Consider the following 14,430-nt stretch of genomic DNA (forward strand, 5'->3'; position numbering starts at 1 on the left):
GCCCGCCGTCAGTGATGACGAGCGGGCTTTTTTACAGGTGCAGAATGGGTTTAGCCTGATTTGCCGATCAGGTTGCCCGCATGCAGGCCACATTCCTTATGGGTGGCCTCTTCCCACCACCAGCGGCCTTCCCGCTCGTGCTGGCCCGGCAGCACCGGCCTGGTGCAGGGCTGGCAGCCGATGCTGACGAAGCCTTTTTCGTGCAGTGTGTTGTAGGGAGCCTCAGACATCCGGATGTAATCCCAGACCTCTTTCGAGCTCCAGTTCGCGAGCGGGTTGAATTTCACCAGAGTCTTGTTGTCGCTGGAGAAAGCTGAATCAACCTGAACTACCGGTACGTCGTTGCGGGTACCGGGGCTCTGATCCCTGCGTTGCCCGGTAATCCAGGCATCAACGGTTGCCAGTTTCTTGCGCAGAGGGTTGACCTTGCGAATGCCGCAACATTCGGAATGGCCATCTTCGTAGAAGCTGAATAATCCTTTGCGGTTCACCATGTCCTGAACTTCACCGGCATCCGGGAACAGCACTTCAATCTCAATTCCGTAATGCTTTCGCACGCGCTCGATGAACTCGTAGGTTTCCGGGTGCAGCCGGCCTGTGTCCAGGGTAAACACTTGCAGGTTGTCGGTTAACTTGTGGGCCATTTCGATCAGCACTACATCTTCGGCGCCGCTGAATGAAATGGCGATGTTGTCATAGCGTGCCAGCGCCGCCTTGAGGATAGCCCGGGGGCTTTGGCCGTCGAGTTCAGCGCGGAGATTTTCAATATCAGTCATGTTGCTCCAGGGGGCTTTTCCACTGTGCGATCAACGGAGTGAATAAAGGCGTGATCTAACCTGAAATAAAGGCTACCACCAAATGCCTCATAGCTTGAAGGAATGAGCACCTATATCTTTATGCCTCGCTGATAAGGTGATCCATGGGATTCACGATGCATTCCGGCCAGGATTTTCATATCATACGCCCCAGACAACCCGGGCCTTGTTGGCCCGGCCAATTATGACTTTTTCAGGAGACCGTTGTGGAACTCGCATGTCTTGACCTTGAGGGCGTACTGATCCCGGAAATCTGGATCGCATTTGCAGAAAAAACCGGCATTGAGGAGCTCAAGGCAACCACTCGGGATATTCCTGATTACGATGTGCTGATGAAGCAGCGCCTGCGCATCCTGGACGAGCACGGTTACGGGCTGCCGGAGATCCAGGAAGTGATCAGCACCCTGGACCCACTGCCTGGCGCCCGTGAATTTCTGGATTGGCTGCGTGAGCGGTTCCAGGTGGTGATCCTGTCGGATACCTTCTATGAGTTCGCCATGCCCCTGATGAAAAAACTGGGCTATCCGGCTCTGCTGTGCCATAAACTCGAAGTGGCGGAGAATGGGCAGATCACCAACTATCTGCTGCGTCAGCGTGATCCCAAGCGCCAGTCAGTTCGTGCTTTTCAGTTGCTGAATTACCGGGTGATTGCGGCCGGTGATTCCTACAATGACACCACCATGCTGGGCCAGGCAGAGGCCGGCATTCTGTTCCATGCTCCGCAGAATGTTATTGACGAGTTCCCGCACTTCCCCGCTGTGCACAATTTCGATGATCTGCGGCAGGAATTCCTGAAGGCCAGCGCTGTTCACCCGGCCTGATCCTTTGGGGCTCTGACTTGCGCTGCCGCAAGCCTGGCAGTGTAGGTCAGAGTTTCAGTTGCTCCAGAAACCGCATCAGCGGCCGAACTTTTGCCAGGGTTTCCTGATATTCAGCCTCTGGTTCAGAGTCGGCCACGATTCCACCCCCTCCCCAGCAACTAACTGTCCCGTCCGGCTCGCACAGCAGGGTGCGAATCGCAATACTGCTGTCCAGATTGCCATCAAGTGCGTAATAGAACACCGAGCCACAGTAGGGACCCCGCCAGTGGGGCTCCAATTCGGCAATGATTTCCATGGCCCGGATTTTCGGGGCGCCGGTAATGGAGCCACCGGGGAACGCATCAAACAATGCCTGTAACGGGCTGATGCCAGGTTTCAATTTGGCTCGAATGTGGCTAACCAGGTGATGCACGTTGCGGTATGACTGAAGCGCAAACAACTCATCCACACTGACCGAGCCGGGCAGGGCGTGAACGCTGAGGTCGTTACGAAGCAGATCCACAATCATCAGGTTCTCGGCCCGGTCTTTCTCCGAGGCCAGTAGCTCCTGCGCCAAAGCTTCATCCTGTTCAGGGTTCTGGCCCCGGGCACGAGTGCCCTTGATGGGGCTGGTTTCAATCACACCGTCGCGAATGGCCAGGAATCGTTCCGGTGATACTGACACTACGGCGTTACCCCGGAAGCGCAGAAAAGCCGCGTAAGGCGTCGGGTTGGCATGGCTGAGCGCGTTGAAGGCCGCCCAGGGGCTGCCCTGGTAACGCCCCTCAAAGGACTGGGACAGATTCGCCTGATAGCAGTCGCCAGACTGAATGTAATGTCTTACCTGATCTACCCGCTGCCGAAAACGCTCGGGGGATTGCGTTGGGGTGAAATGGCTGGCCATCAGCCAGGGGGCATGATCAGCGTTGGGGGAGCTCTCAAGCCAGCTGATTATTTGTTTGGCCGCGGCGGTAGGCAGTGCGGGATGGACCCACAGATAACATTCGCCACTCTCCAGGTCTTCACTGGCCATCCACAGGTACAGCCCGGAGAAAAACAGCGGGTAACGGTGTTCTTTCGCCAATCTGTTCAGCCTTGGCTCCCGGGCGTAGCCGAACTCGTAGGCAATACTGCCAACCCAACCGCCCGCTAGCGGGCAGGGCACCTCGGCATTGGTAATCCCGGGCTGCCGATAGGAGTCTGCCAGTGCCTCCAGCTTGGCGGCCAACGCTGGCGTATCGATTCGGCTACCCGGATTGCTCTCGATGACGACCTGCTCCACGGCAAGACAACTGAAGCCCCTGGCCCCACCACGACCTCCCGATGACGCCTGGCTGCCCAGAAAAACGAAGTCCGGTTGCTGCGAGGCATGGGTGCACAGTTGGTTGTACTGTTGCCGGGTAACAGGCTGGCAGAGAGGAAAGGCCAAGATACCTCCGTTAAAAATTGGAAGAATGATACACGATGCACAAAACGGCCGTTGTCCGATCAGGACAGGCGCTGATCTAATGGTTATACGGAGCCGATCAGCCCGGAGCGTATTTTACCGGGTTTTGACGCCCATGAACTGAAAATCCATAAAACAAGAACGGAAGTTGTCCTATGTCCCGCTTCAGAAAACAGGCAATTGCTGCAGCCCTCGGTGTTTCGATATTCATTTCAGGCGGCTCTTGGGGGCAGGGACTGCCGCAAAGCGGCCCTCTGTCTGATGGAAAAGTCACTGAGGAGGAAATCGGGATGTTTATAGTTGGCGCCCAGCAGCAATTGATTCACTTATCGGATACTGCAACCAAAGAGTACAACGAATCTATTCTCGGATCTGGTGCGACGATGCCTGCTGCGTGGATGCTTATGAAAGACGGGGAGACTGTTAAGCGAATCAACATTGATGGTCAGGCTGACGGCATGCCGGCGGCCGCACAACTAAAAATGTATCGCGCAGCCATAAAATCGATTGCGAGAAGGGGGCAGATTAATGCCGCCGCTATTCTCTACACCGGGCGAATTAGTGAGAACAGTGATACCGAAGTATTGGTTATCGAGCACGAGCATCGTTTGGGCGTTTCCTCCAACAAGGTGATTGGCTATAAGATCCGGAATGGATCGATTTCCTGGGCAGAACCTGTCTCCCAGGAGAAGCCTTTTGAATGGTTCTACGATGGAAAAGACGGCCAGTCCTGAGCAATATGTGAACTCATCGATACTTGTTTCCAAATGTAATCGCAACGTAAAAGACTGTGAATGGGGTCACGGACTAGGACTGTAAAACAATCTTAAATGGGCTCGTGGAGTAAAGGACTTCACTTTAAAAACTCACACAAGAATAAAATGAGTTTCACAAGGAGATAATAATGAAAGGCCTGAAGAAAATTGCTCTGGCAACTGCTGTTGCTGCTATGCCGTTCGCGGCTCATGCTGACCTGAAAGCTCTTGACGATACCGCAATGGGTAACGTTACTGGTCAGGCTGGTGTGACCATCGAGCTGGAAACGCAGGTTAGCATTGGCACCTTCACCTACACTGACGAAGGTTCGTTCAACGTTAACGACATCGTTCTGGGTGGTTCTGGTGTCGCTGGCGGTCCGGGCACCAACCTGCTGGACGACCTCTATATTGATATCGATGTTGAGGCCGATGGTGACGCCGTGATTCACGTTGGCTCAATCTCTGGTGCGCCGATTGACTGGGGTATGACCGCTGGCTCCATGGAGTTGGTTGCCGCTGACGGTAGCGAGAGCACGACTCTGGTGTCGAACCTGAGCGGTTGGGGTAATCTGGGACAGCTGGATATCCGCGTTGATACCGCAACTGACGAGCTGCAACTGGATGTTCTGTTCAACGTTGTTGATATGGACTTCGACGTTGAGTTCTTGGGTGTAGGCATTCGCGACATGGCTATCTATGGCGCTGGCTATATCGCTGCTCCGAGTGCCGCGACAGCCTTTGCCTATGCAGACGTTCATGTCTACAAAGGTGATGGCCTTGGTGCTTCCACCATGACAGATGTTCTGCGAATCGACATCGCCGACATCAGTATGGATGTTTCCATTGGTGCAATCGAGATTGGTGGTACTTCTATCGGCTCCATCGCCATGCAGAACCTGACCATCTCTGACACCACGCTGGCTGTTTATGGTCACGATTAATCTGACCTGAACACCTGAGTAGGTGATGAGCGCCCCGCATTGCGGGGCGTTTTTATTTAGTCAGAAAAAATCTGGCCCAAACAAAACGGCGACCCGAAGAAGGTCGCCGTTTTACTTTTTTTTAAGATGAGAGCTCTGAATCAGCGGTCGGGCACCTGAATGGACAGGTCGAATCCGCCACCGGGTCTTGGGGTTAGTTGGATTGGCCCCTCATTGATCCCGTGGGGAATATCAATGCGATCAATGCCCGGCGGATTACCGATAGTGAAGTTCAGGTTCTGCCCGTCGAATCCGATTCCCAGTTGGTCGTTAAGAAACGTCTGGGTAAAAGGTTCGTCGGGTATCTGTGGTTGCTGGCCGAAAATGAGTTGTGGAAGGGTATCGGCAAAATTGGCCGGGGGTTGTGCCCGGGCCAGTTCCTCGGTTGGCAGCAGGAGAGCCCTGCGCAGGAATTCCTCCTCGGCGCTGCTCAGAGCGTCGGACTTGCCATCTCCCATATAGCGCTGGAGCGCTTCGCGGTAGGCTTCCTCTTCGGCTTCACTCAGTACCGGTTCCCCGGGCGAGATGGTCAGCGCCCTGATGATGCGCTGGCGGTCCGCCTCGGTCTTTTGCTGGTCCCTTGGAACGACAATGACGGCGGAATCCTGAACATAGGTTTCCACCATCTCATCCGATGTCATCGTCTGAACGCCGGCCATGGCCGGAGCGGAGAGAGTGACGGTGATGGCCGTTGCAAGCAGTGTTGGGCGTGTCATGGCATAGCCTCTTGCGTTACCGGATCAGTTGAGGGGCGCGGCTGAGACTACTCTATTCAGTCAATACGCTTCCTTATCGGAGTATTCGGTTTGTCAGACAGTTTTTCAACCGGAAAGTGCCTGGTCTGTGATCAGAATCCGCAGTTTGGCAGTAAAGCTTTATGGGCGGCCGGATAATATGGTTTGATGCGTGCCGGTAACGGGTGAACTTTTGAGGAAGAATGCGGCCTGATGGGCATGATAACGCGAAAACTCCGGCAACGATGGCAGCACTGGATTAACCGCAGGGTTCCCCGCGGAGACAGCCAGACGTTCAGCCAGAAAAACATCTTCATCCTGCCAACCGGTGCTGGGGTGGTTTTTGGTGTTCTGCTGCTGATCATGCTGATCACCGGTATCAATTACCAGAACAGCCTTATTTACCTCCTGACCTTCATTCTCGGGGCCCTGTTCGTCGGTGCCATGCATCAGACCCATCGCAATCTCTCGGGGCTGACGCTCGCCCTTATTCAGCCCGGCGAGGGCGAGGCCGGGGATGATGTACCGTTTCGATTCCGGGTCACCGCTGGCAAGGATAGCGGGCTTGCCATTGCGCTGTCGGTTGAGGATTCAAAGCTGGAAGGTGTCCATGTGCCGGCTGGCCAGGCCCGGGACGTTATTTTGCCCATTCCCTCAGCCCATCGTGGGTACCTTCGGCCAGACAAGGTTCGGATTGAAACCCGTTTTCCATTCGGGTTGCTCAAGGCCTGGTCCTGGTTGCGCCCGAGTTCGGCCGGCATTGCCTATCCCAGGCCACTGGTTGCTCCGGAGGTAATCAGCCAGGTGAATGACGGCAGTGAGGCCCGCTCTTCCGCGCCTGTGGCCGGTCAGGATAATGCCGACCTTCGGCCCTGGCGTGAAGGGGATCTTAGCCAGAGGGTCATGTGGAAACGGTTTGCCCGCTCCGGGCAGATGGTGGTTGCCGATTGGGAAGGGGAGCAAGGAAGCCCCCACTGGCTGGATTTCAACGCTTTCCCGGGCGCGGATACTGAGCTCAGGCTCAGTTACCTGGCCTGGCTGGTGGCTGACCGGCTACAGAAAGGCGCGAAGTTTGGTTTGAACCTGCCGGGGGAAGTCATCGAACCCGACACCGGCCCAATCCATGCAGACCGATGCCTGCGGGCGCTGGCGGTCTGGGGCGAAAAGCCACCGAGAGAGCAGGATGCATTACCGTTTGGTACCCGTAAAGCCGTAGACGGGGCTGCGGCGGGAGGCAGTATATGAGCCGCCTGGTCGATGTGCTCCTTGGTAGAAACCGTCGTTCCGAAGTACCGATAGATGCCATTCCTGGCACAGCGCTTCTCTGGCTGATTGGCAGTTTTGCACTGTTACTGTTGCCACAGTGGAACCGGTTACCCTGGTGGCTGATTGCCGCCTGCGTGGTGCTGGCAGGTTGGCGCTGGCTGGCCCAGAGTGGTCGGGTGCGATTGCCGGGGCGCTGGTTGCGGACGGGCATTATGCTGGTGTTGATCGGAGTCTACGTAGGCACTGTTCAGGGCCGCTTTACCGTCGATACTGCTGCGTCGTTCTTCGTGTTGGCGGTTGGGCTCAAATGGCTGGAAACCCGCTCCGCCCGGGACTTCTATGTACTGTTTTTTATTCTGGTGTACCTGGCGGCTGTAAACTTCCTGTTTCAGCAGGACATCCTGTGGGCCCTGCTGACGTTCGCGGCCATTGCCTGCCTGCTGGTGGGGCTGCAGATTCTCAATGCCCCGGATTTGCCCGGTTCATTGAAGGCGGGCTGGAAGCGGCTGGGACTTTTGATGGTGAAAACCCTGCCGGTAGTCGTCCTGTTATTCGTGTTCTTTCCGCGTATGGCGCCGCTGTGGAGTGTCCCGCTGGTTTCCGGCGAGGCTCGCAGCGGTATCTCCGATACCATGCGCCCCGGCGACATCTCCAATCTGGCCCAGAGCAGTGAGCGAGCGTTCCGTGTGAGTTTTGGTGGTCCGATTCCCGAGTATCGCGATCGCTATTGGCGAGGGCTGATTCTCGATTATCTTGACGGTGAGACCTGGCGGCAACGCGACCGGGAGCCATTTCAACGCCCGGGCAGGGTGGCGGTGGATGGTGGTATTGGTGCGCTGGCGAGCAACCAGTACGATGTACTGATGGAGCCGACGGACCAACGATGGGCCTTCTCACTGGAAAATTCCATTGCGGTGTCGGACAACGTGTTTGACGCAGGGGAAGACCTGTTCCGTTTCCGTCGCCCAGCAGACAGCCCTGTGCGCTACCGGTTGGCGATTGCTGCCGGGCAAACCCGGCCAGACAGCGAGCTTTCCCAGGCAGCGCGGGAGCGCTACCTGCAATTGCCTGGTGAAGGGAACCCGCGGGCAAGGGCGTTGGCCAGTGAGTTGGCGGGCCAGTATTCCCCGGCCCAGGTGGTTAACGAGCTCATGCAGCGGTTCCGTAACGAAGAATACTATTACACACTGCGGCCACCGCCGATGCCCAACGATGGTGTGGATACCCTGTTGTTTGAGGAGCAGCGCGGGTTCTGTGCCCATTACGCGGGCGCTGCCACCTTTGTTTTCCGGGCTGCTGGTATTCCATCGCGCGTGGTGGTGGGTTACCAGGGCGGAGATGCCGGCGCCGGGGGCGATTATCTCATTGTGCGGCAGTACGATGCCCATGCCTGGGTTGAGGTATGGCTGGAAGGCCGGGGCTGGGTTCGGGTTGATCCAACTGCTGCAATTGCTCCTGATCGTATTGAGTTCGGATTGCGGGAGGCGATGGCCGAAGAGGGCTCCTTCCTGGAGAACAACCTGACCTCTCCCCAGCGTTATGGCGATCTGGCGGTTTTGCAGTGGGCGTCACTGCAGCTCGACCGAATAAACTACCACTGGCAGCGTTGGGTGGTGGGCTATCAGGGCCAGAGCCAGATGAACCTGATGTCCCGGCTGCCAGGCGGCATTGGCATGAAGGAGCTTGGCTACATTACCGCCGGGCTGGTTGGCTTTGCCCTTCTTGTGGCCGGGTTGGTGTCGGCGCTTTCAATGACCCGGGGAGCACGTCAGGATGGCTTCAGGCGCGTCGTCGGATCATGGCACCGGCTGTGTGAACAGGCCGGTGTACCTGTGCGCAGTGGCGAAACCCCGGTTGTGCTGGCGGAACGCATGGCCGAGGCCCGGCCATCGGTGGCGGAGTCTGCCCGGATCTTTGCCCGGACAGTGAACAGCCATTACTATAGCTCTGCCTCAACCCGTCAGGCTGATGACGATACACGGCGGCTGAGGCGGCTGCTGAAAACCATGAAGCGTCAACTCAAACGCAATCAGGAAACCGGATCCCGGATGCCGAAACATGACTGACATCGCACAGGAAATGCCCTGGCTGGCCCGCGCCTGGTCGGCAGTGCAAAGCCGACTGGCACAGGACCGCTTGCCCCACGCATTGCTGGTAGTGGGTGAGCGTGGCGTAGGAAAGCGCGCCTGGGCCCAGGCAGTGGCCGAATTGCTGTTGTGTGAAGCACCGGCCAAGTCAGAATACGGCGCGGCGGTGGCGTGTGGCCGTTGCAAGCAATGTGATCTGTTGGCTGCAGGCAGCCACCCGGATTTACGGGTTTATGCCCCGGAAAAATCGCGCATGGTGAAGGTTGACCAGATACGGTCACTCTCCACGTTTGCCGTTGCTTCGCCCCAGGTTGGCCACCACAAGGTCGCGATTGTTGACCGGGCAGATCAATTAAACATCAATGCCGCCAATGCGCTGCTGAAAACCCTGGAAGAGCCGTTGCCGGATGTGACTTTGCTGCTGTTGCAGGAGAGCGGCCGGCCGGTCCTGCCGACCATTCGCTCCCGTTGTCAGGCGCTGACCATACCCTTGCCGACAGCAGAGCAGGGTGGGCAATGGCTGGCTGCCCGCGTGGCTGAGCTGGACGAAGCAGGCCGGCCGGGTGCGGAGACCTTGGCCAAAAGCCTGATGCTGGCGGGCAATGCACCACGGTTGGCGCTGGACTATGCCCTGGGAGATTTTCTGCCCCTTCGGGACAAGGCCTTTGAAGCATTCCGGCAGTTTATGAAAGGGCAAATTCCGGTTGGCGAGGCGGCTAAATCCTTCAAGGCCCTTGGCCTTGACGATTCGCTCTGGTTATTTGAAAGCTGGGCCGCGGATCTGGCGCGGGCCAGTGTGGGGGGCGCAGTATCTGACCCGGAAGCGGCGGACATGCTTGGTTATCTGGCAAACAACAATCCGCCGTGGCGGGCTCATCAGCTCCTGGACCTGGTTAAGGAAAGTCGCAGTGCCGCGGTATACAATGCCAGCCCGGAACTGGAGGCCAGCCAGCTTCTGATTGCCTGGCGGGAACTGATGCCAAGGAAGCGGAAAGCAAGCTGAGCTTTCTTCAATTTCAGCTGCTATGATTGTGAAATGTCAGGAAATTCCTGAAGCATTGTGGCAATGTTTAACGACACAAGAACTTCCAGCGTAGAAGGTATGTGATATGGGCCCAGGATTTGGCGCACGCAGCGGCATTCTCACCCTGACCATCAAGGACAAAGCGGTTCTGTACGCCGCCTATATGCCCTACATTCGGCAAGGTGGTCTATTCATTCCTACCCAGAAGCAATATCAGCTCGGAGACGAGGTGTTTTTGCTGCTCAACCTGATGGACGAGCCGGAAAAGATACCCGTGGCGGGTAAAGTGGTGTGGATTACCCCTAAAGGAGCGCAAGGTAACCGTGCGGCAGGTATCGGCGTCCAGTTTAACGGTGACGATGAATCCGCAAGGACCAAGATCGAGTCTTACCTCGCAGGCTCGCTGAGCTCTGATCGCCCAACGCACACCATGTAGGACTCGCCTTGCATGACTGACACTGTGTTACCCGGCAGTGGGCACGACATTCCGGCCGGCTGCCGGGAGGCACACTGGCCGCTCGATAACCTGACCCTTGCCGGCCTGACCTGGCATACTGACCCCTCGCACGAAGTTCGCTCCCCCATACTTATGGTGCACGGCTGGCTTGATAACGCCATGACATTCGCCCGGTTGGCACCAGCGCTGGCCACCGATGCCAGTGTTCACGCAATCGACATGGCCGGTCATGGCCATTCGGGGCATCGACCACCGGGCTATGGTTACTGGCTGATGGACTATGTGGCAGACCTCAGTGAATTGATTGACCATCATTTTCCGGAAAGCGAACGGTACCCCCTTGATCTGGTGGGCCATTCGCTGGGTGGTATCGTTTGTGCCCTGTATGCGGCAGCTTTCCCTGAGAGGGTGAGGCGGCTGGTGATGATTGACAGTCTGGGTGCCCTGAGCCGCCCCGCCAAGGAAACCATCCCCCAGTTGCGCCGGGCCTTGCAGAAAAGACGGAACGGATCGGCACCTCCGGCGGTCTATCCCGATGTGGCGACGGCGGCGAGGATCCGTGAGGGCGGGCTCAGCCCGTTGAGCGCGGAGGCCGCAGCATTGCTGGTGCCCAGAAACATGCGGGCTGAAGGAGATGGCTTTGTCTGGCGCACTGATGCACGGCTAAGACACCCCACGCCTTTAATGATGACCGAAGAGCAGGTTCATGCCTCACTGGCCGCCATCCGGACGCCAACCCTGTTCGTAAGAGCGTCTGAAGGGTTGTTGGCCAGCCGTGGCGGATTGGACAAACGTGCAGAGCTGATACCCGATCTGACGACAGTGGACGTTCCCGGGGGGCACCATTGTCACCTGGATGGTGACACCAAGCCGGTTGCACATGCTATAAAAAGGTTTCTATTCAATGAATAATCGTGCTGTTGTAATGAAACTCCGAAGCCTGTTGGCGGCTGCTTTGCTGGCTTGCGGTTCAGTGGCGTCAGCATCGGAGCTTGGCGAGCCATTGGATAAGTTCGCCCAGTCGAGCCTTCAGTCGGCGCTGGACATTCGGTCGTCCGGACACCTCGTGCTTATGAGCCCGGTTCGCGAAATACGCGGAGAGATCCGCTCGGATGTCATGGCCAGGCTGCCGGTGAACGGCAAGGGTCAGTTATTCGAAATCAACCGGGATGCTAGCCGTAGGGCCGCACAGGAACACTACCGGCGAGAGCTTCAGGCGCGAGGCGGCCAGATCCTTTTTGAATGTTCCGGAGTGGCCTGCGGCCGAAGCAACGTCTGGGCAAACCAGATTTTTGAGCAACCCAGACTCCTCGGCCGGGATCAGGACCAGGACTACTTCGTCGGTGCCGTGGCAGATGTTGATGGCAACCGATGGTTGACCCTGGTGTACACCGTTACCCGTGGCAATCAGCGTGAATATGTGTGGGTTGAACACCTCCGGGTAGCAGCCGGGGCGGACATTCCCGGCTTTCAGGCGTCTGCTGCACGACTGCTGGGCCCCATTATTGTGCCCTGGCAGGGCGGTGTTACCCATCGGTTTGACCTGTCGACTACGGATCGCCGGCGGCTGGGAGAGTGGGCGGCAGAGGAGGGCGCCGAGGTGGTGCTTGCCGCGTTTTCTTCGCTGGAAAATGATGAAACCCTGAATGATTCGATCGCAAGGGCGGAAAGGGCTGCGGGCGCCCTGGCCGACGTGCTGGCGAAATCCGGAGTTTCCCGGGAGCAGGTCCGCACCCTGGCTATCGGGCCGGGGGTTCAGGTAGCGGACCCTAACCGCACGGGTGACCGCATCGAAATCCTGGTAATCAAGAGGTAAGGGAATGTCCGGGGACAACAAGCCAGACAACCAACAGGTCGGCAGTGAGCAAGTGCCTGCAGAGGATGGCGTCAACAAAGTATTGGCAAGTTCTGACGTATCGCCGGCCGAAGCTCCGGCCAATACTGTACGCAAGCCCTCGCAAACCGGAAACGGCAAAACGGTCGCCTTGACCCTCGGTAGTGGCGGTGCCCGGGGTTACGCCCATATTGGCGCCATTGAGGTACTGCAGGAGCGGGGTTACAACATTATCGCGATCTCGGGCTGTTCCATGGGCGCCCTGATCGGCGGTATGTACGCGGCTGGCAAGATGAAGGAATACAAGGACTGGGTGACCGGGCTGGGCCAGTTCGATGTCCTTAAACTGCTTGACGTTACCTTCACCTCGGTCGGCGCTATTCGGGGAGAGAAGGTCTTCTCGGTGGTCCGTGACATTCTGGGCGATACCCGGATCGAAGACTTGCCCATTGCGTTTACTGCGGTTGCCACCGATCTCCTTGCCCACAAGGAAATCTGGTTTCAGGAAGGGCCGCTGGATCGCGCCATCCGGGCATCCATTGCCATCCCGAGTGTTGTGACGCCTCTGGTGCTGGATGGCAGGGTGCTGGTAGACGGTGCATTGCTGAATCCCCTGCCGATTATTCCGACGATCTCTGCCCACGCCGATTTGATCATGGCCGTCAACCTGAGTGGCGAGGATGAACAGCCAAGGCGAATTCCCGATGCGGCATTTGCCGATGAAGACTCCGGCAGTGATATGGATGAATGGGTCGATGCCATCCGTGACAAAGCCTCACGGTGGTTTGACTGGGATGCCATTAAATCCCTGACTTCCAGGAAACTCGATACCGGGGAATCTCCCGAAGAAAAAATCACCCGGGAGATGGCGAAAAAGCATAAAGAGAAGGATTTGAAAGCCCGGCATGAGGAGCCGGAGAAGGCCGCTCATCACCAGAAGCGAGATGACCACGAGACCATTGACTGGGACAAGCTGGGCATTGGCAAATTTGATGTGATGAACCTCACCATCGAAACCATGCAGAGTGCTCTGGTTCAATACAAGATTGCCGGGTATCCGCCTGATCTCCTGGTTAATATCCCCAAGAACGCCAGCCGAAGTTACGATTATCACAAGGCCCCGGAGCTGATTCAGTTGGGCCGGGAGCGTATGGCCGCCGCCCTGGACCGGTTTGAGCAAAGCCGCAGCAGTTCCGGCCCGTTGGCCCTTTAATCTGTGTGTGGGCTGCAGGCCTGTGCTTAATAGGCGTATAATGCCGCGCTACATTAGCCTGACCAGGAAGACGTTTTTGTGACCAGTCCAGTTGACGATCTACACACCATCCGGGACTTTCTGCGCTACGCCGCGTCACGGTTTGCGGCATCGCCGTTGTATTTCGGGCATGGTACCGACAACGTGTGGGATGAAGCCGTGCAGCTGGTTTTACGCAGTGTCCACCTGCCATTGGAAAACAACAATGTGTTCCTGGATGCGCGCCTGGTGCGCACAGAGCGCGAACTGATTGTTGAGCGCATCGAGCGCCGCATTAATGAGCGCGTACCAATCGCCTACCTTCTGGGCGAAGGCTGGTTTATGGGTATGCCGTTCAACATTGATGAGAGGGTGCTGGTTCCCCGGTCGCCGATTGGCGAGCTGCTGGAGAATGGCCTGCAGCCCTGGTTGGGGAGCCAGCCCGTTCAACGGATACTGGATTTGTGCACGGGCAGCGGTTGTATCGGTATCGGCGCGGCCACCGTCTTTGATGAAGCCGAGGTTGATCTGTCTGATATTTCCGAGGCCGCCCTCGAAGTGGCGGACTCAAATATCGAGTTGCATGGCCTGGAAGGTCGGGTTCAGACCATCCGTTCGGACGTGTTTGAGAACATCGAAGGCCGTTACGACGTGATCCTCAGTAATCCGCCCTACGTGGATGCTGAAGACATGGCAGACATGCCTGAAGAGTACCGTCACGAACCGGAGTTGGGTCTGGCTGCAGGCGACGATGGTCTTGATATTGCCCACCGTATTATCGCCGGGGCTGCGGAGCATCTTACCGAGAATGGTTTGTTAATCGTGGAGGTAGGTAACTCCTGGGGTGCCATGGATGATGCCTATCCGGACCTGCCGCTTACCTGGCTGGAATTTGATAGCGGCGGCGATGGCGTGTTTCTGGTAACGGCTGCTGACCTGCGCGAATGGCAGGTCAGAAACAGTTAAAAATATTTTATAAAACCTTTATAAAGTGCTG

Annotated in this window: 14 protein-coding genes; 11 read left to right on the forward strand and 3 right to left on the reverse strand. The window is 57.2% G+C overall.

Annotated elements, in window-relative coordinates:
• Nucleotides 1–50 precede the first annotated feature (50 nt).
• Entirely contained in the window at nucleotides 51–776 is a 726-nt protein-coding gene (locus tag J122_RS03380) for a phosphoadenylyl-sulfate reductase (RefSeq protein ID WP_061331122.1), read from the reverse strand.
• Nucleotides 777–1,021: 245 nt separating this feature from the next.
• On the opposite strand from J122_RS03380, the gene thrH reads away from it, so the two are divergent.
• Nucleotides 1,022–1,636, forward strand: a complete 615-nt coding sequence (thrH, locus tag J122_RS03385) for a bifunctional phosphoserine phosphatase/homoserine phosphotransferase ThrH (protein ID WP_061331123.1) — start codon at nucleotides 1,022–1,024, stop codon at nucleotides 1,634–1,636.
• Nucleotides 1,637–1,682: 46 nt separating this feature from the next.
• Here the strand turns inward: thrH and pabB are convergent, their stop codons facing one another.
• Nucleotides 1,683–3,044 carry an aminodeoxychorismate synthase component I gene (gene pabB, locus J122_RS03390; protein WP_061331124.1) on the reverse strand — a complete coding sequence of 454 codons (1,362 nt, stop codon included), beginning with the start codon at nucleotides 3,042–3,044 and terminating at the stop codon, nucleotides 1,683–1,685.
• Nucleotides 3,045–3,217: 173 nt separating this feature from the next.
• Here pabB and J122_RS03395 point away from each other — a divergent pair, with 173 nt between their 5' ends.
• Together J122_RS03395 and J122_RS03400 are read left to right on the forward strand one after the other, a co-directional pair.
• The gene (locus J122_RS03395) at nucleotides 3,218–3,796 is read left to right on the forward strand and encodes a hypothetical protein (RefSeq protein WP_061331125.1); all 579 of its coding nucleotides are present in this window, start codon (nucleotides 3,218–3,220) and stop codon (nucleotides 3,794–3,796) included.
• Nucleotides 3,797–3,966: 170 nt separating this feature from the next.
• On the forward strand, nucleotides 3,967–4,761 hold the full coding sequence (locus J122_RS03400) for a DUF6160 family protein (protein ID WP_061331126.1): 795 nt from the start codon (nucleotides 3,967–3,969) through the stop codon (nucleotides 4,759–4,761).
• Between the two features lie 140 nt (nucleotides 4,762–4,901).
• Here J122_RS03400 and J122_RS03405 read toward each other — a convergent pair whose 3' ends face one another.
• The gene (locus J122_RS03405; protein ID WP_061331127.1) at nucleotides 4,902–5,516 is read right to left on the reverse strand and encodes a hypothetical protein; all 615 of its coding nucleotides are present in this window, start codon (nucleotides 5,514–5,516) and stop codon (nucleotides 4,902–4,904) included.
• 231 nt (nucleotides 5,517–5,747) lie between these two features.
• Between J122_RS03405 and J122_RS03410 the strand changes: the two genes are divergently transcribed.
• The 8 genes from J122_RS03410 to prmB all read left to right on the forward strand — a co-directional run bounded on the left by J122_RS03410 (nucleotide 5,748) and on the right by prmB (nucleotide 14,399).
• Nucleotides 5,748–6,779: a DUF58 domain-containing protein gene (locus J122_RS03410; RefSeq protein WP_227510074.1), complete on the forward strand. Its 1,032-nt coding sequence runs from the start codon at nucleotides 5,748–5,750 to the stop codon at nucleotides 6,777–6,779.
• Complete coding sequence (locus tag J122_RS03415; RefSeq protein ID WP_061331128.1) at nucleotides 6,776–8,866, forward strand: DUF3488 and DUF4129 domain-containing transglutaminase family protein; 2,091 nt, start codon at nucleotides 6,776–6,778, stop codon at nucleotides 8,864–8,866. Before J122_RS03410 ends, J122_RS03415 begins: the two co-directional genes overlap by 4 nt.
• Nucleotides 8,859–9,890, forward strand: a complete 1,032-nt coding sequence (gene holB, locus J122_RS03420; RefSeq protein WP_061331129.1) for a DNA polymerase III subunit delta' — start codon at nucleotides 8,859–8,861, stop codon at nucleotides 9,888–9,890. The genes J122_RS03415 and holB overlap by 8 nt, the downstream gene beginning before the upstream one ends.
• Nucleotides 9,891–9,996: 106 nt before the next feature.
• A complete protein-coding gene (locus J122_RS03425; RefSeq protein WP_058089697.1) occupies nucleotides 9,997–10,347 on the forward strand; it encodes a PilZ domain-containing protein in 351 nt (116 codons plus the stop codon).
• Nucleotides 10,348–10,359: 12 nt separating this feature from the next.
• Nucleotides 10,360–11,280, forward strand: coding sequence for an alpha/beta fold hydrolase (locus tag J122_RS03430; protein WP_061331130.1), 921 nt, complete (start codon nucleotides 10,360–10,362; stop codon nucleotides 11,278–11,280).
• On the forward strand, nucleotides 11,273–12,184 hold the full coding sequence (locus tag J122_RS03435) for a DUF4892 domain-containing protein (RefSeq protein ID WP_082780498.1): 912 nt from the start codon (nucleotides 11,273–11,275) through the stop codon (nucleotides 12,182–12,184). The genes J122_RS03430 and J122_RS03435 overlap by 8 nt, the downstream gene beginning before the upstream one ends.
• 4 nt (nucleotides 12,185–12,188) lie before the next feature.
• Nucleotides 12,189–13,415 carry a patatin-like phospholipase family protein gene (locus tag J122_RS03440; RefSeq protein ID WP_061331131.1) on the forward strand — a complete coding sequence of 409 codons (1,227 nt, stop codon included), beginning with the start codon at nucleotides 12,189–12,191 and terminating at the stop codon, nucleotides 13,413–13,415.
• Between the two features lie 78 nt (nucleotides 13,416–13,493).
• Entirely contained in the window at nucleotides 13,494–14,399 is a 906-nt protein-coding gene (gene prmB / locus J122_RS03445; protein ID WP_061331132.1) for a 50S ribosomal protein L3 N(5)-glutamine methyltransferase, read from the forward strand.
• Nucleotides 14,400–14,430 lie beyond the last annotated feature (31 nt).

This window comes from Marinobacter excellens LAMA 842, from assembly GCF_001574445.1.
Lineage (GTDB): Bacteria > Pseudomonadota > Gammaproteobacteria > Pseudomonadales > Oleiphilaceae > Marinobacter > Marinobacter shengliensis.

What these genes read in the sequence shown, in the direction of transcription:
- J122_RS03380 (WP_061331122.1), bottom strand. Translation starts at nt 776, where the DNA reads ATGACTGATATTGAAAATCTCCGCGCTGAACTCGACGGCCAAAGCCCC.
- J122_RS03395 (WP_061331125.1), top strand. Translation starts at nt 3,218, where the DNA reads ATGTCCCGCTTCAGAAAACAGGCAATTGCTGCAGCCCTCGGTGTTTCG.
- J122_RS03400 (WP_061331126.1), top strand. Translation starts at nt 3,967, where the DNA reads ATGAAAGGCCTGAAGAAAATTGCTCTGGCAACTGCTGTTGCTGCTATG.
- J122_RS03405 (WP_061331127.1), bottom strand. Translation starts at nt 5,516, where the DNA reads ATGACACGCCCAACACTGCTTGCAACGGCCATCACCGTCACTCTCTCC.
- J122_RS03410 (WP_227510074.1), top strand. Translation starts at nt 5,748, where the DNA reads ATGGGCATGATAACGCGAAAACTCCGGCAACGATGGCAGCACTGGATT.
- J122_RS03415 (WP_061331128.1), top strand. Translation starts at nt 6,776, where the DNA reads ATGAGCCGCCTGGTCGATGTGCTCCTTGGTAGAAACCGTCGTTCCGAA.
- holB (WP_061331129.1), top strand. Translation starts at nt 8,859, where the DNA reads ATGACTGACATCGCACAGGAAATGCCCTGGCTGGCCCGCGCCTGGTCG.
- J122_RS03425 (WP_058089697.1), top strand. Translation starts at nt 9,997, where the DNA reads ATGGGCCCAGGATTTGGCGCACGCAGCGGCATTCTCACCCTGACCATC.
- J122_RS03430 (WP_061331130.1), top strand. Translation starts at nt 10,360, where the DNA reads ATGACTGACACTGTGTTACCCGGCAGTGGGCACGACATTCCGGCCGGC.
- J122_RS03435 (WP_082780498.1), top strand. Translation starts at nt 11,273, where the DNA reads ATGAATAATCGTGCTGTTGTAATGAAACTCCGAAGCCTGTTGGCGGCT.
- J122_RS03440 (WP_061331131.1), top strand. Translation starts at nt 12,189, where the DNA reads ATGTCCGGGGACAACAAGCCAGACAACCAACAGGTCGGCAGTGAGCAA.